Annotated in this window: 28 protein-coding genes and 1 pseudogene; 3 read left to right on the top strand and 26 right to left on the bottom strand. The window is 68.6% G+C overall.

Going from position 1 to position 25,002, the window contains the following annotated elements:
• Nucleotides 1-5: 5 nt before the first annotated feature.
• From dhaM to nucS, 7 genes are all read right to left on the bottom strand, one after another.
• On the bottom strand, nucleotides 6-692 hold the full coding sequence (dhaM, locus tag ACFSZT_RS12215; RefSeq protein ID WP_377394432.1) for a dihydroxyacetone kinase phosphoryl donor subunit DhaM: 687 nt from the start codon (nucleotides 690-692) through the stop codon (nucleotides 6-8).
• The gene (dhaL, locus tag ACFSZT_RS12210) at nucleotides 689-1,312 is read right to left on the bottom strand and encodes a dihydroxyacetone kinase subunit DhaL (RefSeq protein WP_377394434.1); all 624 of its coding nucleotides are present in this window, start codon (nucleotides 1,310-1,312) and stop codon (nucleotides 689-691) included. The genes dhaM and dhaL overlap by 4 nt, the downstream gene beginning before the upstream one ends.
• Nucleotides 1,312-2,313 (bottom strand): dihydroxyacetone kinase subunit DhaK, encoded by a 1,002-nt coding sequence (gene dhaK / locus ACFSZT_RS12205; RefSeq protein WP_377394436.1) that lies wholly within the window; start codon nucleotides 2,311-2,313, stop codon nucleotides 1,312-1,314. The genes dhaL and dhaK overlap by 1 nt, the downstream gene beginning before the upstream one ends.
• A gap of 117 nt (nucleotides 2,314-2,430) precedes the next feature.
• On the bottom strand, nucleotides 2,431-3,414 hold the full coding sequence (locus ACFSZT_RS12200) for a hypothetical protein (RefSeq protein ID WP_377394438.1): 984 nt from the start codon (nucleotides 3,412-3,414) through the stop codon (nucleotides 2,431-2,433).
• Nucleotides 3,415-3,463: 49 nt separating this feature from the next.
• Nucleotides 3,464-3,733, bottom strand: a complete 270-nt coding sequence (locus ACFSZT_RS12195; RefSeq protein ID WP_377394440.1) for a hypothetical protein — start codon at nucleotides 3,731-3,733, stop codon at nucleotides 3,464-3,466.
• Between the two features lie 12 nt (nucleotides 3,734-3,745).
• A complete protein-coding gene (locus ACFSZT_RS12190) occupies nucleotides 3,746-5,443 on the bottom strand; it encodes a sodium:solute symporter family protein (protein ID WP_377394442.1) in 1,698 nt (565 codons plus the stop codon).
• 272 nt (nucleotides 5,444-5,715) lie between these two features.
• Nucleotides 5,716-6,375, bottom strand: a complete 660-nt coding sequence (gene nucS / locus ACFSZT_RS12185; protein ID WP_377394444.1) for an endonuclease NucS — start codon at nucleotides 6,373-6,375, stop codon at nucleotides 5,716-5,718.
• A gap of 35 nt (nucleotides 6,376-6,410) precedes the next feature.
• Between nucS and ACFSZT_RS12180 the strand changes: the two genes are divergently transcribed.
• On the top strand, nucleotides 6,411-6,950 hold the full coding sequence (locus ACFSZT_RS12180; protein WP_377394446.1) for an NUDIX domain-containing protein: 540 nt from the start codon (nucleotides 6,411-6,413) through the stop codon (nucleotides 6,948-6,950).
• A gap of 7 nt (nucleotides 6,951-6,957) precedes the next feature.
• Here the strand turns inward: ACFSZT_RS12180 and ACFSZT_RS12175 are convergent, their stop codons facing one another.
• From ACFSZT_RS12175 to ACFSZT_RS12130, 10 genes and pseudogenes are all read right to left on the bottom strand, one after another.
• Nucleotides 6,958-7,731, bottom strand: coding sequence for an enoyl-CoA hydratase-related protein (locus ACFSZT_RS12175; RefSeq protein ID WP_377394448.1), 774 nt, complete (start codon nucleotides 7,729-7,731; stop codon nucleotides 6,958-6,960).
• A gap of 22 nt (nucleotides 7,732-7,753) precedes the next feature.
• The gene (gene ehuA, locus ACFSZT_RS12170; RefSeq protein ID WP_377394450.1) at nucleotides 7,754-8,533 is read right to left on the bottom strand and encodes an ectoine/hydroxyectoine ABC transporter ATP-binding protein EhuA; all 780 of its coding nucleotides are present in this window, start codon (nucleotides 8,531-8,533) and stop codon (nucleotides 7,754-7,756) included.
• A 13-nt stretch (nucleotides 8,534-8,546) separates the two neighbouring features.
• Complete coding sequence (gene ehuD / locus ACFSZT_RS12165; RefSeq protein ID WP_377394452.1) at nucleotides 8,547-9,209, bottom strand: ectoine/hydroxyectoine ABC transporter permease subunit EhuD; 663 nt, start codon at nucleotides 9,207-9,209, stop codon at nucleotides 8,547-8,549.
• Nucleotides 9,206-9,895: an ectoine/hydroxyectoine ABC transporter permease subunit EhuC gene (ehuC, locus tag ACFSZT_RS12160; protein ID WP_377394454.1), complete on the bottom strand. Its 690-nt coding sequence runs from the start codon at nucleotides 9,893-9,895 to the stop codon at nucleotides 9,206-9,208. The genes ehuD (ACFSZT_RS12165) and ehuC (ACFSZT_RS12160) overlap by 4 nt, the downstream gene beginning before the upstream one ends.
• 11 nt (nucleotides 9,896-9,906) lie before the next feature.
• Nucleotides 9,907-10,824, bottom strand: a complete 918-nt coding sequence (gene ehuB / locus ACFSZT_RS12155) for an ectoine/hydroxyectoine ABC transporter substrate-binding protein EhuB (RefSeq protein ID WP_377394456.1) — start codon at nucleotides 10,822-10,824, stop codon at nucleotides 9,907-9,909.
• Nucleotides 10,825-11,092: 268 nt separating this feature from the next.
• A complete protein-coding gene (gene ehuA, locus ACFSZT_RS12150; RefSeq protein WP_377394569.1) occupies nucleotides 11,093-11,860 on the bottom strand; it encodes an ectoine/hydroxyectoine ABC transporter ATP-binding protein EhuA in 768 nt (255 codons plus the stop codon).
• 19 nt (nucleotides 11,861-11,879) lie between these two features.
• Nucleotides 11,880-12,536 (bottom strand): ectoine/hydroxyectoine ABC transporter permease subunit EhuD, encoded by a 657-nt coding sequence (ehuD, locus tag ACFSZT_RS12145; RefSeq protein WP_377394458.1) that lies wholly within the window; start codon nucleotides 12,534-12,536, stop codon nucleotides 11,880-11,882.
• Nucleotides 12,536-13,240, bottom strand: a complete 705-nt coding sequence (ehuC, locus tag ACFSZT_RS12140; RefSeq protein WP_377394460.1) for an ectoine/hydroxyectoine ABC transporter permease subunit EhuC — start codon at nucleotides 13,238-13,240, stop codon at nucleotides 12,536-12,538. The genes ehuD (ACFSZT_RS12145) and ehuC (ACFSZT_RS12140) overlap by 1 nt, the downstream gene beginning before the upstream one ends.
• Before the next feature lie 12 nt (nucleotides 13,241-13,252).
• On the bottom strand, nucleotides 13,253-14,149 hold the full coding sequence (ehuB, locus tag ACFSZT_RS12135) for an ectoine/hydroxyectoine ABC transporter substrate-binding protein EhuB (RefSeq protein ID WP_377394462.1): 897 nt from the start codon (nucleotides 14,147-14,149) through the stop codon (nucleotides 13,253-13,255).
• A 171-nt stretch (nucleotides 14,150-14,320) separates the two neighbouring features.
• Nucleotides 14,321-15,030 (bottom strand): annotated as a pseudogene (locus ACFSZT_RS12130) (methylmalonyl-CoA mutase family protein); the annotation flags it as partial.
• A 216-nt stretch (nucleotides 15,031-15,246) separates the two neighbouring features.
• Here ACFSZT_RS12130 and ACFSZT_RS12125 point away from each other — a divergent pair.
• Nucleotides 15,247-15,870 carry a LysE family translocator gene (locus ACFSZT_RS12125; protein ID WP_377394464.1) on the top strand — a complete coding sequence of 208 codons (624 nt, stop codon included), beginning with the start codon at nucleotides 15,247-15,249 and terminating at the stop codon, nucleotides 15,868-15,870.
• Between the two features lie 40 nt (nucleotides 15,871-15,910).
• Here ACFSZT_RS12125 and murA read toward each other — a convergent pair whose 3' ends face one another.
• Nucleotides 15,911-17,185: a UDP-N-acetylglucosamine 1-carboxyvinyltransferase gene (gene murA, locus ACFSZT_RS12120; protein ID WP_377394466.1), complete on the bottom strand. Its 1,275-nt coding sequence runs from the start codon at nucleotides 17,183-17,185 to the stop codon at nucleotides 15,911-15,913.
• Nucleotides 17,186-17,356: 171 nt separating this feature from the next.
• Between murA and ACFSZT_RS12115 the strand changes: the two genes are divergently transcribed.
• Nucleotides 17,357-17,929 carry a cob(I)yrinic acid a,c-diamide adenosyltransferase gene (locus ACFSZT_RS12115; protein WP_377394468.1) on the top strand — a complete coding sequence of 191 codons (573 nt, stop codon included), beginning with the start codon at nucleotides 17,357-17,359 and terminating at the stop codon, nucleotides 17,927-17,929.
• Between the two features lie 309 nt (nucleotides 17,930-18,238).
• On the opposite strand, the gene ACFSZT_RS12110 is transcribed toward ACFSZT_RS12115, so the two are convergent.
• From ACFSZT_RS12110 to ACFSZT_RS12075, 8 genes are all read right to left on the bottom strand, one after another.
• Nucleotides 18,239-18,673 carry a DUF2550 domain-containing protein gene (locus ACFSZT_RS12110; RefSeq protein WP_377394471.1) on the bottom strand — a complete coding sequence of 145 codons (435 nt, stop codon included), beginning with the start codon at nucleotides 18,671-18,673 and terminating at the stop codon, nucleotides 18,239-18,241.
• Between the two features lie 25 nt (nucleotides 18,674-18,698).
• Complete coding sequence (locus ACFSZT_RS12105) at nucleotides 18,699-19,055, bottom strand: F0F1 ATP synthase subunit epsilon (protein ID WP_377394571.1); 357 nt, start codon at nucleotides 19,053-19,055, stop codon at nucleotides 18,699-18,701.
• Nucleotides 19,056-19,181: 126 nt separating this feature from the next.
• Nucleotides 19,182-20,606: a F0F1 ATP synthase subunit beta gene (gene atpD, locus ACFSZT_RS12100; protein ID WP_377394472.1), complete on the bottom strand. Its 1,425-nt coding sequence runs from the start codon at nucleotides 20,604-20,606 to the stop codon at nucleotides 19,182-19,184.
• A gap of 3 nt (nucleotides 20,607-20,609) precedes the next feature.
• On the bottom strand, nucleotides 20,610-21,548 hold the full coding sequence (locus ACFSZT_RS12095; RefSeq protein WP_377394474.1) for a F0F1 ATP synthase subunit gamma: 939 nt from the start codon (nucleotides 21,546-21,548) through the stop codon (nucleotides 20,610-20,612).
• Nucleotides 21,549-21,560: 12 nt separating this feature from the next.
• Nucleotides 21,561-23,201: a F0F1 ATP synthase subunit alpha gene (gene atpA / locus ACFSZT_RS12090; protein ID WP_377394476.1), complete on the bottom strand. Its 1,641-nt coding sequence runs from the start codon at nucleotides 23,199-23,201 to the stop codon at nucleotides 21,561-21,563.
• A 61-nt stretch (nucleotides 23,202-23,262) separates the two neighbouring features.
• Nucleotides 23,263-24,084 (bottom strand): F0F1 ATP synthase subunit delta, encoded by an 822-nt coding sequence (locus tag ACFSZT_RS12085; RefSeq protein WP_377394478.1) that lies wholly within the window; start codon nucleotides 24,082-24,084, stop codon nucleotides 23,263-23,265.
• A gap of 12 nt (nucleotides 24,085-24,096) precedes the next feature.
• Nucleotides 24,097-24,636 (bottom strand): F0F1 ATP synthase subunit B, encoded by a 540-nt coding sequence (locus ACFSZT_RS12080; RefSeq protein WP_377394573.1) that lies wholly within the window; start codon nucleotides 24,634-24,636, stop codon nucleotides 24,097-24,099.
• A gap of 55 nt (nucleotides 24,637-24,691) precedes the next feature.
• Nucleotides 24,692-24,949, bottom strand: a complete 258-nt coding sequence (locus ACFSZT_RS12075) for an ATP F0F1 synthase subunit C (protein WP_110337835.1) — start codon at nucleotides 24,947-24,949, stop codon at nucleotides 24,692-24,694.
• Between the last annotated feature and the right edge of the window lie 53 nt (nucleotides 24,950-25,002).

Below are 25,002 nucleotides of genomic sequence, written 5' to 3'. Positions count from 1 at the left end.
CGCGGTCACTCGTCGAAGTTGCGCTCCGCGAGTGCCTGGATGCGCCGGATGGCCTCGCCCGCCTGGCCGCCGGTGGCCGTGACCTCGATCGTGTCGCCCTTGCGGGCCGACAGCGACATGAGCGCGAGGACGCTGTGCCCGTCGGCCTCGTCGTCACCGCGCTTGATCCGCACGTCGGCGTCCAGGCCCGCGATGCTGCGCACGAGCAAGGCCGCGGGACGGGCGTGCAGACCGACCTCGTTGGCGAGCGTCAGCTCGGTGCGCTGGGTCGCGCCGTCGGAGGGTTCCTGCCCGGCCTCGGCTGCCGCCGGCTCGGCACGGCCGCCCGCCGACGAGGCGGCCTCGGCCACGGCCGCGCGGTCGGCGCCGCCCTGTGCCGCCACCGCGGCCGCGATCGCGCCCTCCACCAGCGGGGCGTCGACCACCACCGCCGACCCGGGATCGCCCAGCGCCTCGACGGCCAGCTCGGCCGTCATCTGCGCGCTGCCGAGGTCGTAGAGCAGCACGACTCCGGACCCGGCGTCGGCCTCCTGCACGGCGGTGAGCACCGACTCGAAGTCCGTGCCGATACCGCCGTCCGGCAGACCGCCCGCCGCCTTCACGGTCACGTCGGGAGCCATCTGCGTGGCGACCTCGGCCACCCCCTCCGCGAGCTTGCCGCTGTGGGACACGACGACCAGACCGACCCTCATCGCACCGCCTCGGCGAACGCGCGGAGCAGCAGCGCCGTCGAGCGCGCGCCCGGGTCCAGGTGACCCACGCTGCGCTCACCCAGGTAGGAGGCCCGGCCCTTGCGGGCGACCAGGGGCACAGTGGACTCCGCGCCCTGGTCGGCGGCGTCGGCAGCCGCGGCGAGTACCGCGGCGATGCCGTTGTTCTCCGAGCTCTCCGCCGCAGCCACGGCCGGCGTGAGAGCGTCGACCATCGTCGCGTCGCCCACATCCGCCTTGCCCCGGGCGACCACCCCGGCGAGGGCCGCCTGCAGCGCGGCCACCACCGACGCCGCGTCCAGTTCGGACTTGTCGCCGAGCGTGGTGGCGGCCCGCAGGAACGCCGTGCCGTACAGCGGCCCGGCGGCACCGCCTACTTTGGAGATGAGCGTGGTCGCCGCGATCTTCAGCACGCCACCGGGCGTCTCCGGCACCGCCGTATCCAGAGTGGACAGTACGGCGGTGAAGCCGCGGTTCATGTTCTCGCCGTGGTCACCGTCGCCGATCGGCCGGTCGAGCTCGGTGAGCTCCACCTTGTGTTTGGCGATGGTCTCCGCGCCTGCTCGCAGCACGGCGGCGACGTCGGCAGCACCGCAGCCCATCAGACGCCCCACCGCAGCGCGGGCGTGTTCACCGGGGCGTCCCAGAGCTCGGTGAGCTCGTCGTCCAAACGCAACAATGTCACACTGATCCCCTGCATCTCCAAGCTCGTGATGTACGGACCGACCAGTCGGCGGGTTACCCGGATTCCGCGATCGGCAAGCAACCGTTCGGCGATTCCGTGTGCCAGGTACAGCTCGATCAGCGGGGTGGCGCCCATCGAGTTGGTGAACAGCAACACCTCGTCGCCCTCGCCGTACGGCAGGTCCTCCACCACCGCGTTGATCATCCGCTCCACCAGCGCGTCGGCGGGCTCGGCGCCGATGCGCTCGCGGCCCGGCTCGCCGTGGATGCCGATGCCGAACTCGATCTCGTCGGGACCGAGGTCGAAGCTCGGCTCGCCGACGTGCGGCACGGTGGGTGCCGTCAACGCCACGCCGATCGAGCGGACCTGGCCGATCACCTTGCGCGCCAGCGCTTCCACGGCGTCGAGCTTGTCGCCCCGCTCGGCGGCGGCACCGGCGAGCTTCTCGAGCAGCACCGTGCCGCCCACCCCACGCCTGCCCGCGGTGAACGTCGAGTCGGCCACGGCGACGTCGTCGTCGATGACGACACTGCGCACGTCCAGGTTCTCGGCGGAGGCCAGTTCGGCGGCGGTCTCGAAGTTGAGCACGTCGCCGGTGTAGTTCTTCACGATCAGCAGCGCGCCCGCGTCACCGGTCGTCGCCGAGATGGCCGCCTGCACCGCATCCGGCGTCGGCGACGTGAACACCGCACCCGGCACGGCCGCGTGCAGCATGCCCGGCCCGACGAAGCCGCCGTGCAGCGGCTCGTGTCCCGAGCCCCCGCCGGAGATCACCGCGACCTTCCCGGAGACCGGCGCGTCGGCGCGCACGATGTGGTCGGGGTCGTAGCCGACTCGGACCAGATCCGCATGCGCGGCGGCGAGTCCTCGAAGCGATTCGGCAACCACTGTCGCCGGATCGTTGATTATCTTTTTCACGGCGCACCTCCAGCCACAACCATGTGCGGGTAGCAGATTTCCACGCTAGCCATCCGGGGGGTCTTCGCGCCATGCCGCGCCCCGCTTTCCCCTCCGGTGGCCACGCCCCGCCGGTGGTCACGGCGACGGCAGTCTGCCCAGGATGCCCTTCGCGAGGGTGACCGCGGCGGCACACGCGCCGTCGGCGGTGGCGTCGTCGGAATAGTCCCGGTAGTTGACGCCGACGACCTCGCCCATGCCGTCCTCGCCCGGCCGGTGCATCCACACCACGTCGCAGTCGGCGGCGTCCGTGATCCTCTCCTGCACCGCGCTCACACCGTTTCCGAGGTCGACCCGCGTGACGTTGTCGCCCTCCTCCGGCAGCACGCCCTCGTAGAGCCGCACCGACGCCGCCGGATCGCCCGACTGCGTGAAGTCGCAGTGGTGCAGTCCCGAGGGCCGGTGCACCACATCGGGGCCGAACGCCTCGGCGAGCGCGTCGCGGGACACGACGGTGCACGGGTCGACGTCGACGAGGCTGCCCGGCACCGTCTCGTACCGCGGGGGGTCGGCCCGCAGTTCCCGGATCACGTTGCCCACCAGCGTGTAGCCGGCATCGCACGCGTTGCCACCGGGATACTCGACCTGCGCGGTGACGCCGACCGTGGGCTCGTAGCCGGTGACGGCCGTGACGAAACAGGTGCCGTCGTCGAGCGTGCTCTCCACCAGTGGCAGGCCCTCGATGCCGCCGGTCGGCTCGGCGATCACCGTCTCGCCGAGCTCGAGCCCGACGTCGACCGTCTTGTCCCCGGCGTCCCGCAGCTCGACCCGGCAGGAGCCCCAGTCGGACCGGTACGGTTCGTCGGCGAGCGAACCGAGATCGCCGACGATCCGGTCGGTGAGCAGCCCGCACGGGTCCACGGTCCGCAGGGCCGACTGGCTGACTGCCGGGTCGGTGATCGGCCCCTCCGGCACCTCGCCCTGGCCGGTGCCCGGCTCCGCGGAGACCGTGGTGCGCTGGAAGTTGGCCTTGGCCAGATCCTCACCGGCGCAGCCGCTCAGCAGCCCGAGCAGGACGATGCCGAGCAGGACCCCGGACCGGCGACCGACGATTTTCCCCACGGGTGCACGTTAGCCGGGCGATCTCCGGCGCATGCACCGAACCTGCGTTTCAGCTCTCGCCCTGGTCCTGCTGGTCGGCCTCGGTGGGCACCCGGATCGGCCGCAGCCGCACCCACAGCACGAACGCCGCGGCGAAGACGAGCATGCCGATGCCCGCCCACAGGTTGATGTTCAGGCCCGCCGCCTTGGCGATGTCCTGATCGGTGGTGAAGCCCACGCCCATGATGGTCAGGACCAGTCCGTACACACCGATCAGCAGAGCGATGACCAGCCGGACGTCGAACACTCCGGCGCTGCGCGAGCGCGTCTGGTTCGCCATGGTCCACGCCTCCTAGAAGATGATGTTCAGCACGATCGTGATGACCAGGACAATGCCCGCGAGCAGGCCGGGGTTGCGATACCAGCCCGCGTCCTCGCCCGTGGTCGACCGGCTCAGCGTCTCCCGCGGCGTCAGGGAGTAGACGAGCCCGACGAGCTGGGCCTCCGGCTTCGGCCGCGTCACCATCGTCACGGCCACACTCACCACGACGTCGACCACGAACGCCGCACCGGCACCCACGAACGACGCCCCCTGGCCGGGCAGGTCCCAGACCCCGGTCTCGGCGAGCAGGAACACGGCCACCGCCGACGCCGTACCGGTGACCAGGCCGAGCCAGCCTGCCGTGGGCGTCATGCGCTTCCAGAACATGCCGAGGATGAACGTCGCGAACAGCGGCGCGTTGAAGAACGAGAACAGCTGCTGCAGGTAGTCCATCAGGTTGCTGTAGGTGGAGGCGATGAACGCCGTGCCGATGGCGAGGATCGTCGCCGCCGCCGTCACCACGCGCCCGGTGCGCAGGTAGTACGCGTCCGACCGGTCCTTCTTGATGTAGGCCTGCCAGATGTCGTAGGTGAACACCGTGTTGAACGAGCTCAGGTTCGCCGCCATGCCGGCCATGAACGACGCCAGCAGACCGGCGATCGCGATGCCGAGCATGCCGTTGGGCAGCAGGTCGCGCATCAGGAGCAGGAGCGCGTTGTTGAAGGTGGCACCGCTGGGCGCGGCCTCGCCGTTCATGAGCGCGGCCTTGTTCTCCCCGGCGAGCTCGGCGACGCTCACGCCGGCGATCATGCCCGGGACGATGACGATGAACGGCATCAGCAGCTTCGGGAAGGCGCCGATGATGGGCGTGCGCTGGGCCGCGGACATGCTCTTCGAGGCCATCGCGCGCTGCACCTCGACGAAGTTCGTCGTCCAGTAGCCGAACGAGAGCACGAACCCGAGGCCGAACACCAGACCGAGGACGGACAGGAAGTTGTCACCGAAACCTGTGAGCTGGTTGCCGGGCCAGGAGTTGAGCTGCTCGGCGCCGCCCGGTCCCGCGGTCACCTTGTCGACGAGGCCCTCCCAGCCACCGACCTTGTACAGACCGACGATCGTCAGCGGCAGCAGCGCGGCCACGATGACGAAGAACTGCAGCACCTCGTTGTAGATGGCGGCCGACAGACCTCCGAGCGCGGTGTAGGCGAGCACGATCACGGCCGCGAGGATCACCGACACCCAGATCGGCCAGCCCAGCAGCAGGTTGACCACGCTCGCGAGCAGGAAGAGGTTCGCCCCCGCGATGAGGATCTGGGCCAGCGCGAAGCTGATGCCGTTGACGAGGTGGGCGGGTTTGCCGAAGCGGCGCAGCATGAACTCCGGGACGCTGCGCACCTTGGAGCCGTAATAGAACGGCATCATCACGATGCCGAGGAAGAGCATCGCGGGGATGGCGCCGATCCAGAAGTAGTGCGCGGTCGGCATGCCGTACTGGGCGCCGTTGGCCGACATGCCCATGACCTCGATCGCGCCGAGGTTGGCGGAGATGAACGCCAGGCCGGTCACCCACGCGGGCAGCGAGCGTCCGGAGAGGAAGAAGTCCAGACTCGTGGAGACCTGCCTGCGTGCCAGGTATCCGATTCCGAGGACAAGCACGAAGTAGAACGCGAGCAACACGTAGTCGATCGCGTTCGCATCAAGCCGTAGATCCTGGGCAAGGACGCTCACCGGCCCACCTCCGGAATCAACACCAGTCAACAACACTCATCACGGATCAACCTGCGAGCGCACATTACCGCACGATCGCACCGGGATGAATGCCACATCGCAAATCCTGTGCCGATTGCGCCCACGGGCCGACGGCGCTTTACCCCGGCATCGGAATCGGGAAACGTCGGGAAACCCGCGGGGACCGCGTCCCCGCGACCACGGCCGGAACGGGCGGGTGTCAGGGCCCGGACATCAGTGAGCCACCCGGCCCACGGGAGCGGCGAGGGTCCTCAGAACAGGCGCAGGTCGCCGGTCTCGATGCCGCGCAGGGCGTCGTAGTCCAGCGTCACGCACCGGATTCCCCGGTCCTCGGCGAGCGTGCGTGCCTGCGGCTTGATCTGCTGCGCGGCGAACACACCCTGCACCGGAGCCAGGAGCGGGTCACGGTTGAGCAGTTCGAGGTAGCGGCTGAGCTGCTCGACGCCGTCGATCTCGCCGCGGCGCTTGATCTCCACCGCCACGGCCGAGCCGTCCGCGTCGCGCGCGAGGATGTCGACCGGGCCGATCGCGGTCGGGTATTCGCGCCGCACCAGCGTGTAGCCGTCGCCGAGCGTCGTGATGTGCTCGGCGAGCAGCTCCTGCAGGTGTGCCTCCACGCCGTCCTTCTGCAGGCCGGGCTCGGCACCGAGGTCGTGCTCGATCTCGTCGATCACCTGCTCGATGGTGATCACCAGCTTCTCGCCCGCCTTGTTCTCGACGATCCACAGGTTGCCGTCCTCGATGAGCCAGCACGGCGGGCTCATCCAGTTCAACGGCTTGTAGGCCCGGTCGTCCGAGTGCACGGACACGGAGCCGTCCGACTTGACCAGCAGCAGCCTCGTGGCCATGGGCAGGTGGGCGGTGAGCCGGCCGGCATAGTCGACCTGGCAGCGGGCGATTACCAAGCGCACGCGCCAGAGATTAGGGGACTTGGCACACTGGGTGTGTGGACCCCATCGAGCGCGTGTCGACCCGCGAGGTGTACCGGAACAACTGGATGAGCGTCCGGGAGGACGGCATCCGCAGGCCGGACGGCAGCGAGGGTATCTACGGCGTCGTCGACAAGCCGCACTACGCGCTCGTGATCCCGCTGGACGGCGACCGGCTGCACCTGGTGGAGCAATACCGATATCCGCTCGGGCTGCGCCGCTGGGAGTTCCCGCAGGGAACGGCGCCCGAGCTCTCCGACGCCGACCCGGCCGAGCTCGCCGCACGGGAGCTGCGCGAGGAGACCGGACTGGAGGCGGGCTCGCTCGTGGCCCTGGGCGTGCTGGACGTGGCCGCGGGCATGTCCAGCCAGCGCGGCACCGCCTATCTGGCGACCGACCTCAGGGCAGGCGTGCCGGACCGGGAGCACGAGGAACAGGACATGCGCACGGCGTGGTTCTCCCGGGCCGAGTTCGAGAAGATGGTGCGCGCCGGCGAGATCACCGACGCCCAGTCCCTCGCCGCCTACACGCTGCTCCAGCTGCACGAACGCGGGTGAGCAAAGCTCAGTCCGGCCAGACCGGCTTGCGCTTCTCCAGGAAGCTCGCCATGCCCTCCCGGGCCCCGGGCAACTGCGACGCCGAGGCCATGACCTCGATGGCGATCGCGTAGGCGTCGTCCTCCGGCCGGTCCAGCTGGGCGTAGAGCGTCTGCTTGCCCAGGGCCTTGGCCGCCCGGCTGCCGCGGGTGGCCCGGCCGAGCAGCTCGGCGACCGCCTCGTCCAGGTCGGCGTCGGGCACCACTCGGTTGACCAGACCCCAGTCGAGCGCGGTCGCCGCGTCGATCGGGTCCCCGGTCAGCGCGAGCTCCATCAGGCGCTTGCGCCCGACCGACCGCGCCACGGGCACCGCGGGAGTGTGGCAGAACCAGCCGCCCTTGCCGCCGGGCAACGCGAACCCGGCCGACTCGGCGGCCACCGCCAGATCGCACGAGGCCACGAGCTGACAGCCCGCGGCGGTGGCCAGGCCGTGCACGCGCGCGATCACGACCTGCGGCACCGACTGGATGGTGCGCATGAGGTCGGTGCAGAGGCGCAGCAGTTCCCGCACACCCATGAGGTCGCGCGAGGCCACGTCACCGAAGTCGTGCCCGGCGGAGAACACCGGACCGGCTCCGGCCAGCACGATGCCGGTCGCATCGGACTCGCCTGCCTGCCGGAACGCGGCCAGCAGCTCGCGCAGGTGGTCCTCGGACAGGGAGTTGCGCCGGCTCCCCCGGTTCATCGTGATCGTGACCGTCTCGCCCTCGCGCTTGACGAGGATGTGCTGGAACTCACCCATGCACCGACGGTAACGCGGTGCGTCAGGTTTCGTCGATGACCGACCGGAGGAACGCCTGCGTGCGCTCGTGCTCGGGCTCGTTGAACAGCTTCTCGGGCGGGGCGTCCTCGATGATCCTGCCCTCGTTGAACATCAGCACCCGGTGCGAGACGTCCCGCGCGAACTTCATCGCGTGCGTGACGAGCAGCATCGTCGTGTCGGTGCTCTTGGCGATGTCCCGCAGGACGTCGAGGACCTCCGCGGCGATCTCCGGGTCGAGCGCGGAGGTCACCTCGTCGAGCAGCAGCACGTCCGGGTCGACCGCGAGCGCTCGCGCGATCGCGACCCGCTGCTGCTGCCCGCCAGAGAGCTGCGACGGGTGGGCGTTCAGCTTGTCGCCCAGCCCCACCATCTCCAGCAGCTCCTTGCCCCGGGCCTCCGCCTCGTCCTTCGACTTGCCGAGGACGTGGATCGGCGCCTCCGTGACGTTGCGGAGCACCTTCATGTTGGGGAACAGGTTGAAGTGCTGGAACACCATCGTGATCCGGCTGCGCACCTTGCGGATGTGCGCCTCGCTCGCCGGCACCAGCTCGTCGCCACGCTTCTCGTGGTAGAGGTAGTCGCCGTCGACACCGATCGTGCCGCGGTCGGGCCGCGTCAGCGTCATCAGCATCCGCAGGATCGTCGTCTTGCCCGAGCCACTCGGCCCGATCAGGGTGACGCGCTCACCCGACGCGACCGAGAACGAGAGGTCGTCGAGCACCACGTTTTTGCCGAAGGCCTTGTGCACGCCATCGAACGTGATGAAGTCACCGTTGCTCACCGAAGTTCCTCTCCTAAACCCGAACCTGCCCGAACCGGCGCTCGACGAGCCGCGCCAGCCAGGCCATCACCAGAGCCACGACCAGGTACACGAGCCCGGCCGCGGCGACCGGCTCGGAGTACCGGAAGGTCTCCGAACCCAGTGCGACCGCCGCACCGAGCATCTCGACCACCGTGATCGCCAGCAGCTGAGGCGTGTCCTTGAACATCGCGATCACGTAGTTGGCCAGCGCAGGAACGACCCTGGGAATCGCCTGCGGCAGAATCACATTCGTCCACGTGCGCCGCGTCGACAGGTTGAGCGCCGTCGCGGCCTCCCACTGCCCGGCCGGGACACCGTCGATGCCCGAGCGGTACACCTCGGAGGTGTAGGTCGCGTAGTGCAGGCCGAGCGCGAACGCGCCCGTCGCCAGCGGTGACACGCTGATGCCGATCAGCGGCAGCACGTAGAAGAAGAAGAACAGCTGCACCAGCAGCGGCGTCGACCGGATGAACTCGACCAGGAACCCGACCGGCATGCTCACCCAGCGGTTGTGGCTGCGCCGCAGGATGGCGAAGACCAGGCCGAGGATCAACGCGATGACGTAGCCGATGACGGTCGCCTGCAGCGCGACGAGCAGACCGTCGAGCATCGTGGGCATCGCGTCCCACACCTGGCTCCATTCGAACGCGTTCACGCGGCCACCTCCTGCTTACCCGCGAACAGTCCCTTCGGGACGGTCCGGCCCAGCGAGCGGGCGGCCACTCGCTCCAGCAACCTCATGATCGTGGTCAGCACCAGTGCGATGAGCCCGTATCCCACGAGCAGGCCGAGGAAGACGAGCGTCGTCTCGCCGGTCGACGCGCGGATCAGCTGAGCCGCGAAGGTCAGGTCGGAGATGTAGACCAGCGACACCAGCGAGGTCGCCTTGAGCAGCTCGATCAGGTTGTTGGAGAACGGTGGGATCATCGCGACGATCGCCTGCGGCAGAATCACCTTGCGCAGGCGCTGCATCGGCGTGAAGTTGAGCGCGACCGCCGCCTCGATCTGGCCCGGCGGAACCGACTTCACCGCCCCGCGCACGACCTCGGCCGCGTAGGCACCGATGTTGAGCGCCAGCGCGAGAACTCCGGCGAACAGCGTGTTCAGCTGGTAGCCGAACTGCGGCACGATGAAGATCAGCGCGAACAGCAGCACCAGCGACGGGAACCCGCGGAAGAGCTCGGTGTAGACCATCGCGGCACCACGCACGATCTTCCGGTCGCTCGAGCGCGCCAGGCCCGCGATGAACGCGAAGACGAGCCCGAGCAGCGCACCGAACACGGTGAGCATGAGGGTCACGCCGAGACCCTCCCAGACATAGGCCATCAGCCCGCTTGACATGAGTGGCCCCCTTAGGACGCTGTTCCGGCGCAGAGATCCGCCGCCGTGAGCCGCGTCATCTCGTCCTGCGAGAAGCCGAACGGCTTGGTCAGCTTCAAGATCTCGCCCCGCTCCTGCATGATCGTCAGTTCGCGGTTGAATGCCCGGACGATGTTGGTCTCTCCCTTGCGGAAGCCGAAACCTCCCGCGCCGAACTGCTTTTCGCCCTTGACGACCGGGATGAACGACGGGCCGATCTCCAGCTGCGCGCCGGGCCGCTGCTGCAGTGCCGACGTGAGCGAGAGGCGGGTCAGCATCAGGCAGTCCGCGCGGCCGGCCAGGACACCGTCGATACCGGAGGACTGGTCCGGGAAGACGACCACCCGCGAGCGGGGAATGCCCGAGTCCGCGGCGTAGCCCTCCTCGACCGAACCGGTCAGCACACCGATGCGGGCGCGCTTCCGCACGATACTGTCCAGATCGGACAGACCCTTCGGATTGCCCTTCGGCAACAACAGCGCGGCGGGCGCGTTGTAGTCCGGGTTGGTGAACTCGATCTCGGCGCAGCGGTCGGGCGTGATGTACATCCCGGCGGCGATCACGTCGAACAGGCCCGCCTTCAACCCGGGGATCAGCGAGCTGAAGTCCGCCAGCTTCGGCTCGAAGGAGTCGACACCGAGCCTGCGGAACACCTCCTTGCCGACCTCGGGCGCCTCACCGGTCAGGTCACCCGCGGAGTTGATGAACCCGAACGGGCGCTCGTTGGCGAAGCCCATGCGCACCGTGCCGGAGTCGCGAAGCCTCTGCAGCAGGTCACCGCCTTCGCTGCCGGCTGCCACGTTGATCGAGGTACAACCACTGACCAGTGCGCCGCCGCCGATCGCGAGGCCGAGGGTCGCCCCTGAGGCGCCGCGCAGAAAACCACGTCTGCTCAGCCTGGAGTTATTCACGTACTCATAGCTCCTGTCGTGGACATCGGCGTCCGCCGCTCCAACATCAGCGCGGACTCGATTGCGCTCACCCTAAGCAAGTCACCCGTTTGTGCGCAATCAAAGGAGAAATTCTCCGTCCTCCTTCACACGATTCGGTCGGCCGCGACAGGCGCGTTGACGTGCGAAGACAACAGCCCGGACACACAGGTTAAATCCATGAGTCGGGGCCCGCCACTCGGCGCGGCGGGCCCCCGGTGGTTCAGACAGCCACCGTCGGTGACCGCCTTCAGACCGCGCGGTCGATCACGGCGTGCAGGAACTCGCGGGTGCGTTCGTGTTCGGGCGAGGTGAAGAGCTTCTCCGGTGGCGCGTCCTCGATGACCTGGCCCTGGTCGAACATCATGACGCGATCGGAGACGTCCTTGGCGAACTGCATCTCGTGCGTGACACACAGACATGTGATATCGGTCTTCTCCGCGATGTCCCTGAGGACTTTGAGGACACCGGCGACGAGCTCCGGGTCGAGTGCGGACGTGACCTCGTCGAGCAGCATGACGTCGGGCTCCATCGCCAGTGCGCGGGCGATGGCGACCCGCTGCTGCTGCCCGCCCGAGAGCTGCATCGGATGCGCGTCCACCTTGTCGCCCAGCCCCACCTTGTCGAGCAGGTCCCGTGCCCGCTCACCGGCCTCCGCTTTGGACATGCCGAGCGCGCGGATCGGGGCCTCGGTGATGTTCTGCAGGACGCTCATGTTCGGGAAGAGGTTGAACTGCTGGAACACCATCCCGATGCGCTTGCGCATGCGGCGCAGATGCTTCTCGTCGGCGGGCACGAGCTTGCCGCCGCGCTCCATGTGGCTGAGGTACTCGCCACAGACCTCGATCGTGCCCTCGTTGACCCGCTCGAGGGTCATGAGCAGCCGCAGGATGGTCGTCTTACCCGAGCCGCTCGGCCCGATCAGCGTGACGAACTCACCCGGTTTCACGGTGAAGTCCAGCTCCCGCAGCACCACGTGGTCACCGAACTTCTTCACCACCCGGTCGAACCGGATGATCACATCGGACGAGGGTTCCTTATACGGTTCCGACACGACGTTCCAGCTTTCTGACGAGGATGGAGGCCGGGTAGCTCACCAGGAGGAAGAACACGCCGGCCAGTGTGTACGGTTCGATGACGCGGAACGTCTCGGCGCCGGCTTCCTTGGCGCTGTTGAGCACGTCGACGACGCCGATCGCCAGGAGCAGCGGGGTCTCCTTGAACATCGAGATCGTGTAGTTGCCCAGCGCGGGCAGCACGCGGGGCACCGCCTGCGGCAGGATGATGCCGGTCCACACGCGACCCCGCGGGATGCTGAGCGCCGTGGCCGCCTCCCACTGTCCTTTGGGGATCGCCTCGATGCCGGCGCGGTACACCTCGGAGGTGTAGGTGGCGTAGTGCACGCCGAGGGCCAGCACACCGGTGAGGAACGGCGACAGCGTCAGACCGAGCGCGGGCTGCACGAGGTAGTAGAACGCGAACACCTGGATCAGCAGCGGCGTGCTGCGCACCACCTCGATGAACAGGTACACGAGCTGGCTGAGCACCGGCACGCGCACCTGCCGGAACACCGCGAGCACCAGCCCGAGCAGGTAGGCCAGCAACGCTCCGAGTGCGGTCAACTCGAGCGTGACCAGCATGCCTTCCGCGAGCAGCGGCAGGCTCTCGACGGCATACTCCCAGTCCCAGCCCATCACGTGCCCCCTGCCGAGAGGATCTTCGGGCGAGGCTTCGGCGTCCTGCCGAGCTTGCGGGAGCCGATGCGCTCGAGCGTCCGCATGCCGATGGTGATGAGGATGGCCAGCAGCAGGTAGAACAGCAGTTCGACGCCGTAGATGACCGTCAGCTGGCCCATCGGCAGCGCCGGGCGCAGCAACTCGCCGCGTTCGGTGATCTCACCGGCGGAGATGAAGTACAGCAGCGCCGTGCTCTTCAGCAACTGGATGAAGAGGTTGTTGAACGACGGCAACATCTCCACCACCGCCTGCGGCAGGATGACCCGTCTCATCCGGACGGCCGGGCTGAGGTTGAGCGCGATCGCGCCCTCCCGCTGCGCCCTCGGGACCGACTGCACCGCGCCGCGGACGATCTCGGCCCCGTAGGCGCCGTGGTTGAGTCCCAGCACGAGGATGCCTGCGAACAACGGGACCAGTTCGAGTCCGACGAGGACCGGCAGCACGAAGAAGATCCAGAACAACTGGACCACTTCGGACGTACCGCGGAAGCCCTCGACGTAGACGCGTGCGATGAACCGGACGAGGCGGGACGGCGACAGCAACGCCAGCCCCGCGATGAACGACAGCACGACCGTGAGCGCGATGCCGCCTACCGTGGCCGCGATCGTGACCGGCAGTCCATCGAGGATGGACGAGAAGATGAGTCCGAAGTCGTCGAACACGGCGCCTCCCGGCTAGCCGCTGCAGAGCTGTTCCGTTGTCACGTTGGGCTTCGGCACATTCGCCTGACTGAAGCCGAACGGCTGCGCGATGCGCAGCCACTCGCCGCTGTTGTGCAGCCGGCGCAACTGGTCGTTGAAGGCGTCGCGCAGTGACTCGTCACCCTGGCGGAACACGAACCCGCCCGCCGAGATCACCGGCTGCCCGTCCTGCGTGGGCTGGAAGCTCTGCGTCACCTCGACCGGGGCGCCGGGGTTCTGCTTGACCAGCCACTTCAGCGAGATGTCGGTGAGTGCCGCGCAGTACACGCGCCCGTCGATGACCGAGCGCAGCATGCTGTCCTGGGTGTCCAGCGTGGTGATGTTGCCCTCGGGCACACCGGCGGACTCCGCGTAGCCCTTCTCGACAGCGGCCGACAGCACGGCGACCTTGAGGTTCTTGTTCGCGATGTCGGAGAAGTTCCTGACCTGCTGCGGGTTGCCCCTCGGCACGAGCAACGCCGCGAGCGCCGTGTAGTCGGGGGTGGAGAACAGGGCCGCGTTGCACCGCTCCGGGGTGATGAACATGCCCGCCGACACCACGTCGTACCGGCGCGCGTTGAGCGCGGGGATGAGCTGGTCGAACGTCACGACGCTGTTCTGGACGTCGTTGATGCCCATGTTGCGGAACACGGCCTTGGCCACCTCGGGCGCCTCCCCGGTGACCCTGCCGGAGGAGTCGGCGAAGCCGTACGGCTGCTCGTTGGCGATGCCGATGCGGATGGTGCCCTGCTCGCGGGCCGTCTGCAGGGTGTCGCCGCCCTGGTCGGTGGTCTGGCATGCCGCCAGCACGGCAGGCCCTCCCAGTGCCACCGCTCCGACGGCCGCGGAACGTCTGAAGAACTCTCTGCGGGTCCATTCACTGTGCGCCATGGCCGACCCCTTCGATTGACCTCGTCGTCAATCCCCGTGCCGAGCACAGGGTCATAGTCACCGAACGCTAGGCGCGAGCGTCGAGCAGGTCAAAAGGGCGGTAAAGTTTGCCCACAGGCTGTTACCAGAACGACATCAACTCCGGGCCCGAGATCACATTGCGTCGCGGGGTCACGCCAGCTCGCGCGCCTCGCGCACGAGCGTCACGATCCCGTCGATGATGCCGGTCAGCTCGTAGTCCTTGGGCGTGAACACCCTCGCGATCCCGCGCTCGCCCCGCAGCCGGGTGTCGTCGGCGGGGATGATGCCGCCCACCACGACCGGGACGTCGCCCGCGCCGGCCGCCCGCAGGCCGTCGACCACCTCGGGCACCACCTCGAGGTGCGAGCCGGACGGTACGGACAGCCCCACCACGTGCACGCCCTCCTGCACCGCGGTCGCGACGATCTGCTCACGCGTGAGCCGGATGCCTGGTAGCCGACCTCGAATCCGGCGTCGCGGGCCCGCACGGCCACCTGCTCGGCGCCGTTGGAGTGCCCGTCGAGGCCGGGCTTGCCGACCAGGACACGCAGCCGCTCCCCCAGCTCCTCGCTCGTGGCCCGGACGCGGGCGATCTCCTCGCCCCCTCGCCTGCCGACGCCGCCGCGGAGACCCCGGTCGCCGGACACCTCACGCTTGTCGAGAGCTGGGCGCACGGCCTCGCCGTCCCGGGCCCGCCGCCACTGGTCGAGCGCCGCCACGGCCTGCTTCTCCGCCACCGGCTCGGCCGTTTCGACAGCCTTGGCGCCCTGAGCCTGCAAGGGGCTGGGCTCGGTTTCGGCGACCCGGTTCACGCCGACGAGCACCCGCTCGCCCTTCTCGATCGCGGCGCGGTACTCCGCCGGCGGGTGGTCCGGGTCGTAGCCCGTCTGCGTGGGCAGGTCGAAGGCCACCGACAGGCCCGGCTGCCCTTGGCGAGGTTGCGCCGGACAGGTCGGTGGAGGCCGCCGCCGACGAGTGCCCGGTACGTGGGGTGACCCTGCGCGGAGCGTGGAGCGAGCCACGTCACGGCGGAAACCCGCGAGCCGTCTCCGGAACCGCTCGAATACCGTGACGACGTGACGTGGAGTGCCTACAGCAGCTATCTGGTCTTCGTGATCATCGTGGTACTCGCCCCCGGCCCGGACACCCTCGTAACGCTGAAGAACTCGTTCGCCGGCGGGTTCCGGGGCGGTCTGCTCGCGGTGTCCGGCATCGCGGTCGGCAACGTCGTTCAGGGCACGGCCGTGGCGCTGGGGCTCGGGGCGCTGATCGTCCGCTCGCAGCCGGTGTTCACGACGATTCGCTGGCTGGGCGTGGCCTACCTCTGTTACCTCGGTATCCAGGCGCTGCGCGCCGCCTGGCGCGGCGACTACGGCGCCATGGACACCGCGGGGTCCCGCACCAGCGGGTTCCGGCGGTTCCGGGAGGGATTCCTCTCCAACGTCACCAACCCGAAGGTGCTGGCGCTCTACCTGTCGGTGCTGCCGCAGTTCCTCGACCCGGTGCGCAGCACGGCGTTCGACGCGCTGCTGCTCGCCTACACCGTGGCCGTGCTGGGCGCGGCGTGGCTGGTGCTGCTCCTGCTGTTCGTGAACCGGGTGCGGGAATGGATCAGGCGACCCCGGGTACGCCGGTCGCTCGACGCCCTCACCGGCACGACGCTCATCGGGTTCGGCGCGGCCCTCGCCGCCGAGGGCTGAGGCTCCGGGCTCTCCCGGGCCGTCCCGGCCGCCCCTCGGCTCAGTCGGCGTCGCCCGCGCTGCTGACACGGTCGATACGCGCACCCAGGCGGTTGAGGTTCTCCACGAAATGGGGGTAGCCGCGGTCGATGTGGAAGACGTCCCACACCTCGGTGACTCCGTCGGCGCACAGCCCGGCGAGCACCAGACCCGCACCGGCGCGGATGTCGGAGGCCCACACCGGAGCGCTGGAGAGCTTCTCGACCCCGCGGACCACGGCATGGTGGCCGTCGGTCCTGGCGTCGGCGCCCAGCCGCACCATCTCCTCGATGAACCGGAACCGCGCCTCGTAGACGTTCTCGGTGATCATCGAGGTGCCCTCGGACACCGAGGACAGCGCGACCGCGAACGGCTGCAGATCGGTGGCGAACCCGGGATACGGAAGCGTCACGAAGTCCACCGACCGCGGCCGATCGGGCTGCATCACCCGGAAGCCCTTGCCGTCGAAGGTGGTCACCTCCGCGCCCGCGAGCCGCAGCTTCTCCAGCACCAGCTCGAGGTGGTGCGGGTCGACGCCGGTCACGGTCACGTCGCCGCGGGTCATCGCCGCCGCGAACGCCCACGTGGCGCCGACGATGCGGTCACCGATGACACGGTGCTCGGTGGGATGCAGCTGGTCGACCCCCTCGACGATCAGGGTGGAGGTGCCCGCGCCCTCGATCTTGGCGCCCATCTCCGTGAGCATCGTGCAGATGTCGACGATCTCCGGCTCCCGCGCGGCGTTGTCGATCACCGTGGTGCCCTCGGCGAGCACGGCGGCCATGAGGATGTTCTCGGTGGCGCCGACGCTGGGGAAGTCGAGCCAGATCTGAGCGCCGTGCAGGCCGTCGGCCTCCGCGACGACGCAACCGTGCGCGATCGTGCTGGTGGCACCGAGCTTGCGCAGGCCGTTCTGGTGCATGTCCAGCGGCCGGGAGCCGATCGCGTCGCCGCCCGGCAGGGCGACGACGGCCTTCTTCAACCGGCCGACCAGCGGACCGAGCACACACACCGAAGCCCGCAGCTTGCCCATCGCGGGCGAGTCGGCGCGGTGGGAGAGCTCCGTCGGCGTCGTGATGTAGGCCGTGTCACCGTCGAGTTCCACCTCGCAGCCGACGCTGCGCAGCACGTCCGCCATCAGCGGGACGTCCAGGATCTGCGGGCAGTTGGTGATGGTGGTCGTGCCTTCGGCGAGCAGGGCCGCCGCCATCAGCTTGAGCACGCTGTTCTTGGCGCCGACTACCTCGACCTCGCCGACCAGACGCGCACCGCCGTGCACGTCGAAGTGCTCGCTCATGGTGGCCCATAATGCCGGGCCGAGCGCGCCCTGCCACGCAGGGGCGGGCGTAGCGAAAGGACGGTCACAATTCGGCCACGACGTGAAACGAACGATCTCCGCGTGACGATAGGGAGCGTCGCGGTGAAGCTGACACCCCGCTCTCGCGCTCCCTGGCCGTAGACTCCGCGTATGCCCGTACGGATCAACCGTGTCTACACCAAGGTCGGCGACACCGGCACCACCGCACTCGGCGACGGTTCCCGAGTACCCAAAACCGATCCCCGGCTCGGCGCGTATGCCGACGTGGACGAGACGAACTCGGTGGTCGGCGTCGCCATCGCGCTCGGCGGGCTACCCGATGAGATCGCCGACGTGCTCCGGGCCGTGCAGAACGACCTGTTCGACGTCGGCGCCGATCTGTGCTCGCCGGTGGTCGAGAACCCCGAGTTCCCGCCACTGCGGGTGACCGAGGCCTATGTGGAGCGGCTCGAAGGCTGGTGCGACGAGTTCAACGCGCGGCTGGGCAAGCTGACGTCGTTCATCCTGCCCGGCGGCACCGCGGGAGCCGCGCTGCTGCACCAGGCGCGGACCGTCGCGCGGCGCGCGGAACGGTCCGGCTGGGCGCTCGTCGAGGCCGACGGTGAGCGGACCAACACGCTCGCCGTGAAATACCTGAACCGCCTGTCGGACCTGCTGTTCATCCTCGCGCGGCTGGCGAACCCGGACGGCGACGTCCTCTGGCAGCCCGGCGGCGGCCACTGACCCGGAGCCCGGGCGCACCAGATCGTCGCGCATTGACCGCGTGGCGTTCTCTGCCGGTGGACGGACCCGCCGCGTTCCACATCGTCGACGGCCGGACGCACCGCGCGCGGGTTTTGCGACCGCTGAACGTCGCGTCGGGCACCGGCGGCAGGCAACCGCGCCGTTCCTGACTCGCCGGCCCACGTCCGAGCCGCACAGCGCCCCTCAACCGGCCGAATACGCCTGGCTACGTCGGAAGGACGTCCGCACGAGCCTGCGACAGCCGCCGGTACATGTCGGCAGAAATGCCGGATCGTTGAAACAGGGCCCTCAGCTCGCCCGGGGAATCCGGCGTCCGGGCGGCGCCGATTCGAGCCACGACAGGAAGCCGGTCAAGGCGTCGGGCCCCATCGCGATCTCGATGGGTTCCTGGTCCGCGGACTGACACCGCAAGACCGTCGCGCCCGCCGGAACCGCATAGGACTCGGTGCCGATAGGTTCGCGACGGTCGGCGATCTCCAGCCCCTCCCGGGAGAACACACGATCGGGGCCGGTACGCAGACTCCACACGCGATACCAGACGAACCGCTCGCCGCTGTACCGGCCGATACCGAGATGCCAGCCGGACCGCTCACGGTCCGGCCGCCACCGCAGAGCCACGCTCACGCCGCTCAGTCGTCGCATCCGGACCCAGCGCAGGGCATACCAGCCAACGACGACAAGCAGCACCAGCAGGAGGGCTGTGACCACGATCGCTGCGTCCACGGCCGGCTCCCGCTCGTCGTCCGAGTCAGGCCGACTGACCGGCTGCCCGGAGCCTCGCGGACGCTCGCGCGCGCTCCGCCTCGTCCTCGGCTGTCAGCGCCTGCCTGGCCGCCTCGACGTCGATCTCCTCGCCCAGCTCGGCGGACTCCGCCAGGATGCTCACCACCTCGTGGGTCACGGACAGGAAGCCGCCGTGTACCGCGGCCGTCACCGTGTCACCGTCCGTGGTCGTCACCTTGACGATGCCGCCTTCGACCAGCTGGCCGAGTACCGGCTCGTGGCCCGGCATGACACCGATCTCGCCCTCGGTGGTCTGCGCGACGACGAACGAGGCCTTACCAGACCACAGCCGACGCTCGACGGCCACCAGCTCGACGGACATCTCAGCCACGTAGGTCTCCTCCACATCGCGCGTCCCGCAAGTCTAACGGCCGCGCTGTTGGTTCCGGTGTGAGGATGCGAACAACGGGGCCGCATCCACAAAGGACCGGCCCCGTCGTTCGGCGAATCACTTACCGGTGATTTCCTTGTACTTCTTCTCGAGGTCCTCGAGGCCACCGATGCCCAGGAACGCCTGCTCCGGGTAGTGGTCGAACTCGCCCTTCGAGATCTTGTCGAACGCCTCGACGGTCTCGGCCACCGGCACGGTCGAGCCGGGCTGCCCGGTGAACACCTCGGCCACCAGCATGTTCTGCGAGAGGAAGCGCTCGATGCGGCGGGCCCGCTGCACCGTCAGCTTGTCCTCTTCCGACAGCTCGTCCATACCGAGGATCGCGATGATGTCCTGCAGCTCCTTGTACTTCTGCAGGATCCGGATGACCTCGGAGGCCACGCGGTAGTGCTCCTCGCCGACGATCGCCGGGTCGAGAATGGTCGAGCTGGAGGCCAGCGGGTCGACCGCCGGGAAGATGCCCTTCTGGAACACCGACCGCGACAGCTCCGTGGTGGCGTCCAGGTGCGCGAACGTGGTCGCCGGGGCCGGGTCGGTGTAGTCGTCCGCCGGCACGTAGATGGCCTGCATCGAGGTGATCGACCGGCCCTTGGTGGAGGTGATCCGCTCCTGCAGCACACCCATCTCGTCGGCCAGCGTCGGCTGGTAACCCACGGCCGACGGCATGCGGCCCAGCAGGGTCGACACCTCGGAGCCGGCCTGGGTGAACCGGAAGATGTTGTCGATGAACAGCAGCACGTCCTGGTTCTGGACGTCGCGGAAGTACTCCGCCATGGTCAGCGCCGACAGCGCGACGCGCATACGGGTGCCCGGCGGCTCGTCCATCTGACCGAAGACGAGGGCCGTGTTGTTGATGACGCCGTCCTCGGACATCTCCAGGAACAGGTCGGTGCCCTCACGGGTCCGCTCACCGACCCCGGCGAACACCGAGGTACCACCGAAGTTCTGCGCGACGCGGGTGATCATCTCCTTGATGAGCACCGTCTTGCCCACACCGGCACCGCCGAACAGACCGATCTTGCCACCCTGCACGTACGGGGTCAGCAGGTCGATGACCTTCAGGCCGGTCTCCAGCACCTGGGTCTTGCCCTCGAGCTGGTCGAACGCCGGCGGGTTGCGGTGGATGCCCCAGCGCTCCAGGTCCTCGCCGTAGCCGGGCTCGTCGAGGCACTGGCCGAGGGCGTTGTACACGTGGCCCTTGACCTTGTCGCCCACGGGCACCGAAATCGGGCCGCCGGTGTCGGTGACCTCGGCGCCACGGACGAGGCCGTCCTGCGGCTGGAGCGAGATCGTGCGCACCAGGTTGTCACCGAGGTGCTGCGCGACCTCCAGGGTCACGGTCTTGCGGAGTTCCTCGAACTCGATCTCCACCTTGAGGGCGTTGTTCAGCTCCGGGATGTGGCCGCGCGGGAACTCCACATCGACGACCGGCCCGGTCACGGAGACGATGCGCCCCTTGATGGCAGCTTCAGTGCTAGTCATAGCTCAGTCATCACTTCCTACAGCGGCGAGCGCATCAGCTCCACCGACGATTTCGCTGATCTCCTGGGTGATCTGGGCCTGGCGGGCCTGGTTCGCCAGCCGGGTGTAGGTCTCCACGAGCTCGCTCGCGTTGTCCGACGCGGACTTCATCGCGTTGCGCTGAGCCGCCAGTTCGGAGGCCGCCGACTCCAGCAACGCCGCGAAGATCCGCGTGTTGATGTACTTCGGAAGCAGCGCACCGAGGAGGGTCTCGGCGTTCGGCTCGAACTCGTACGCGGGCGGGAGCGCCTCGGGCGACTCCTCCTCCGAGTACTCGACCTCCAGGGGAGCCATGCGCTTGGCGACCGGTGTCTGGGTGAGCATCGACCGGAACTCGGTGTAGACGATGTGCAGCTCGTCCACGCCGAGGACGCCGTCCGCCCCGGGCGAGGACCCCTGGTCGTCAGCTCCCGCCAGGAACGCCTGCACGAGCGTCTCGCCGACCTCGGCCGCGTTCTCGTACCGCGGCTGCTGGGAGAAGCCCGTCCAGCTGCCGGCGACCTCGCGCTCCCGGAACCGGTAGTAGTTCGTGCCCTTGCCGCCGATCACATAGAGCTGCGGGTCCTTGCCCTGCTCGCGCAGAAGCGACAGCAGCTCCTCGGTCGCCCGAAGCACGTTGGCGTTGTAGCCACCGACGAGGCCCTTGTCACTGGTCACGACGAGCACCGCGACCCGCCGCACCTGCTCGCGCTCGACCAGCAGCGGGTGGTCGAGGTTGGCGGCCGCGCCGGCCAGCGCGGAGAGCACGTTGGTGATCTCCGAGGCGTACGGCCGTGCAGCCTCCACCCGCGCCTGCGCCTTGCTGATGCGCGACGTGGCGATGAGCTCCATCGCCTTGGTGATCTTGCCGATGGATTTGGTTGCCCGGATCTTCGACCGGAGCTCACGAAGCTGTGCAGCCATGGCTTCAGCCCACTACTTCTTCGGCGCCGGACGGTGCACCTTGACGGATTCCTGTCCGACCTTCTCGGCGTCCATGGCCTCGGCCTCGACCTCGTTGAGGGTGCGGCCCTCCGAGGTGGTGAAGCCCTTCTTGAACTCGTTCGCCGCGGCCACGACGCGCTCGGCGAGGTCGTCGGTCCACTGACCCTTGTCGCGGATCTCGGCGAGGATGTCCTCGTGCTTGTGGCGCAGGTTCTCCAGCAGCTCGCTGTTGAACCGGGCGGTGTCCTCGATCGGCACGTCGTCGAAGTGCCCGTTGGTGCCCAAATACACCGTCACGACCTGCTGCTCGACCGGGACCGGCGTGTACTGCGGCTGCTTGAGCAGCTCGTACAGGCGGGCACCGCGGTCCAGCTGCGCCTTCGAGGCCGAGTCGAGGTCGGAGGCGAAGGCGGCGAACGCCTTGAGCTCCTCGTACTGCGAGAGGTCGATGCGCAGCGAACCGGAGACCTTCTTCATGGCCTTGGTCTGCGCGTCACCACCGACTCGCGACACCGACGTGGTCACGTCGACCGCCGGGCGCTGACCGGAGTTGAACAGGTCCGACTGGAAGAAGCACTGCCCGTCGGTGATCGAGATGACGTTGGTGGGGATGTAGGCCGAGATGTCGTTGGCCTTGGTCTCGATGATCGGCAGACCGGTCAGCGAGCCGCCACCGAGCTCGTCGCTCAGCTTCGCGCAGCGCTCGAGCAGGCGGGAGTGCAAGTAGAAGACGTCACCGGGGAACGCCTCACGGCCCGGCGGACGGCGCAGCAGCAGCGAGATCGCGCGGTAGGCCTCGGCCTGCTTGGTGAGGTCGTCGAACACGATCAGGACGTGCTTGCCCTGGTACATCCAGTGCTGGCCGAGGGCGGAGCCGGAGTAGGGAGCCAGCCACTTGAAGCCCGCGGAGTCCGAGGCGGGGGCCGCGACGATGGTCGTGTACTCCATCGCGCCGGCGTCCTCGAGGGACTTGCGCACGGAGGCGATCGTCGAGCCCTTCTGGCCGATGGCGACGTAGATGCAGCGGACCTGCTTCGACGGGTCGCCGCTCTCCCAGTTGGCCTTCTGGTTGATGATCGTGTCGACGCAGACCGCGGTCTTGCCGGTCTTGCGGTCACCGATGATCAGCTGACGCTGGCCACGGCCGATCGGGGTCATGGCGTCGATGGCCGTGATGCCGGTCTGCAGCGGCTCGGACACCGGCTGCCGCTCGACGACCGACGCGGCCTGCAGCTCCAGGGCGCGGCGCTCGGTCGACTCGATCTCGCCGAGACCGTCGATCGGCTTGCCGAGCGGGTCGATGACGCGACCGAGGAAGTTGTCGCCGACCGGGACCGACAGGATCTGCCCGGTGCGCTTGACCTCCTGACCCTCTTCGATCGAGTCGAAGTCACCCAGGATCACGACACCGATCTGGCGCGGCTCCAGGTTCTGCGCAACGCCGAGGACGCCGCCGGGGAATTCCAGCAGCTCGTTGGCCATGGTCGACGGCAGGCCCTCGACGTGGGCGACACCGTCACCGGTGTCGACGACGACGCCGACCTCTTCCCGGCTTACATCCGGGGAGTAACTCGAGACGTAGTTCTCGATCGCACTGCGGATCTCATCCGAGGAGATCGTCAGCTCCGCCATGTCGTTCCCGCTCTCACTTCGTGTCTTGCCACTGTGCAAAGTATGTGTTATGCCGCGCTGGTCAGCTCGCCAGCTGCCTGCGCAGCGCCTCGAGGCGTCCCGCCGCGCTGCCGTCGATCACCTCGTCGCCGACCCGGACCACCAGGCCGGCCCCGATCGCGCGGTCGACCTCGACGTGCAGGGTGATCTGCCGTCCGTAGATCCGCTCGAGCTTCGCCGACAGCTGTTCACGCTGCTCGGCCGTCAACTCGGTCGCGCTCGTCACGTACGCGACCGAGCGCGACCTCCGCGCGGCGGCCAGCTTGACCAGCTCATCGACGCCGAACGCGATGCTCCGGCCACGGGGCCGCGCGACGACCTGCTCGACCAGTACCCGGGTGACAGGATCGACCTTGTCCGCGACCAGGTTGCGGACGAGGGTGCGCTTGCCTGCGACGGGCCCGACCCGATCGGACAACGCCCGCTCGAGCTCCGGTTCCGCCTCCACGATACGTGCGATCCGGAACAGTTCGTCCTCGACGGTGTCCAGTTTGCCGGACTTTTCCGCGCTGACGAGCAACGCCGTCCGCGCGACGGTTTCGAGGCCGTCCAGCAGCTCCCGGGGACTGGACCAGCGGCTGCCCACCACGGCGTCGAGCACCTGGAGAGCGGGATCCGACACCTTGCCCTGGAGCAAGGTCCTGACGAGCCGCTTGCGGGCCTCCGGGTCGGACGAGCCATCGCCGACGGCCCGCCGCAACCCGACCTCCCTGGCGAGCAGATCCACCACGGAGAGCAGCTCTTCCCCGACGGCGGACGGGTCCGTGCCCGCGTCGCCGAGCACCTCGTCGAGACGGGTCTCGGCGAAGCCAAGAGCCTCCCGGCTCGCAGCATGCAGCGTCATGTACGCCTTCTCCTAGTTCCTGGCTCCGGCGCCGTTGCCACTGGTCTCGAGCTCGGCGAGGAACCGGTCGACGGTCCCGCGGCGGCGGGTCTCGTCCTCCAGCGACTCACCGACGATCCGGCTGGCCAGCGCGATGGAGTTGCGCCCGAGCTCCTGCCGCAGCTCGGCCACGATCTGCGCCCGTTGGGCCTGCAGCTGCGCCTCGCCCTGAGCGACGATGCGACGGGCCTCTTCCTGAGCCTCGGCACGCAGCTCCGCCTTGATCTGCTCGGCTTCGAGCCGCGCGTCGTCGCGGATCTTGGCAGCCTCGGTCCTGGCCTCGGCCAGCTGCGCCTTGTACTGCTCCAGCGCCTGCTCGGCCTCGGCCTGTGCCTTCTCCGCCTTCTCGATGCCACCTTCGATCTTCGCGGTCCGCTCCTCGTAGAGCTTCTCGAACCGCGGGACGGCGAACTTGCGCAGCACCCACAACAGAAGCAGGAACGCGACGAGACCGAGGATGATCTCCGAAACGTGCGGCAGGACCGGGTTCGGCGATTCGGCCGCCAGAACCATTTGGGTGTTCAGCACAGCTTCTCCCTAGTGCGGTGAGAGATGAGACAGCGAGGACTCAGCCACCGGAAGCGATGAAGTAGATAACGATGCCGAACAGCGCGAGCACCTCGACCAGGGCGAAGGTCGTCCAGGCGATGCCCATCAGCTTGCCCTGGGCCTCGGGCTGGCGAGCCGTGCCGTTGATGACCGCGGACCAGATCAGACCCACACCGATACCGGGACCGATGGCGCCGAGACCGTAACCGATCGCGGCGAGACCCGGGTTGATGTTGGACGCGGCCTCCGCGGCCTGGGCGAGAACAATGTTGCTCACTTGCGTTATCCCTTTCGACTCGGTCCGCGACTACGCGGATCGGGGGCTTGGGT

Source organism: Prauserella oleivorans (genome assembly GCF_042685745.1).
In the GTDB taxonomy this organism is placed as follows: domain Bacteria; phylum Actinomycetota; class Actinomycetes; order Mycobacteriales; family Pseudonocardiaceae; genus Prauserella_A; species Prauserella_A oleivorans.
Note: the sequence above shows the minus strand (reverse complement) of the source record. Positions and strands in the feature narration are given on the sequence as shown.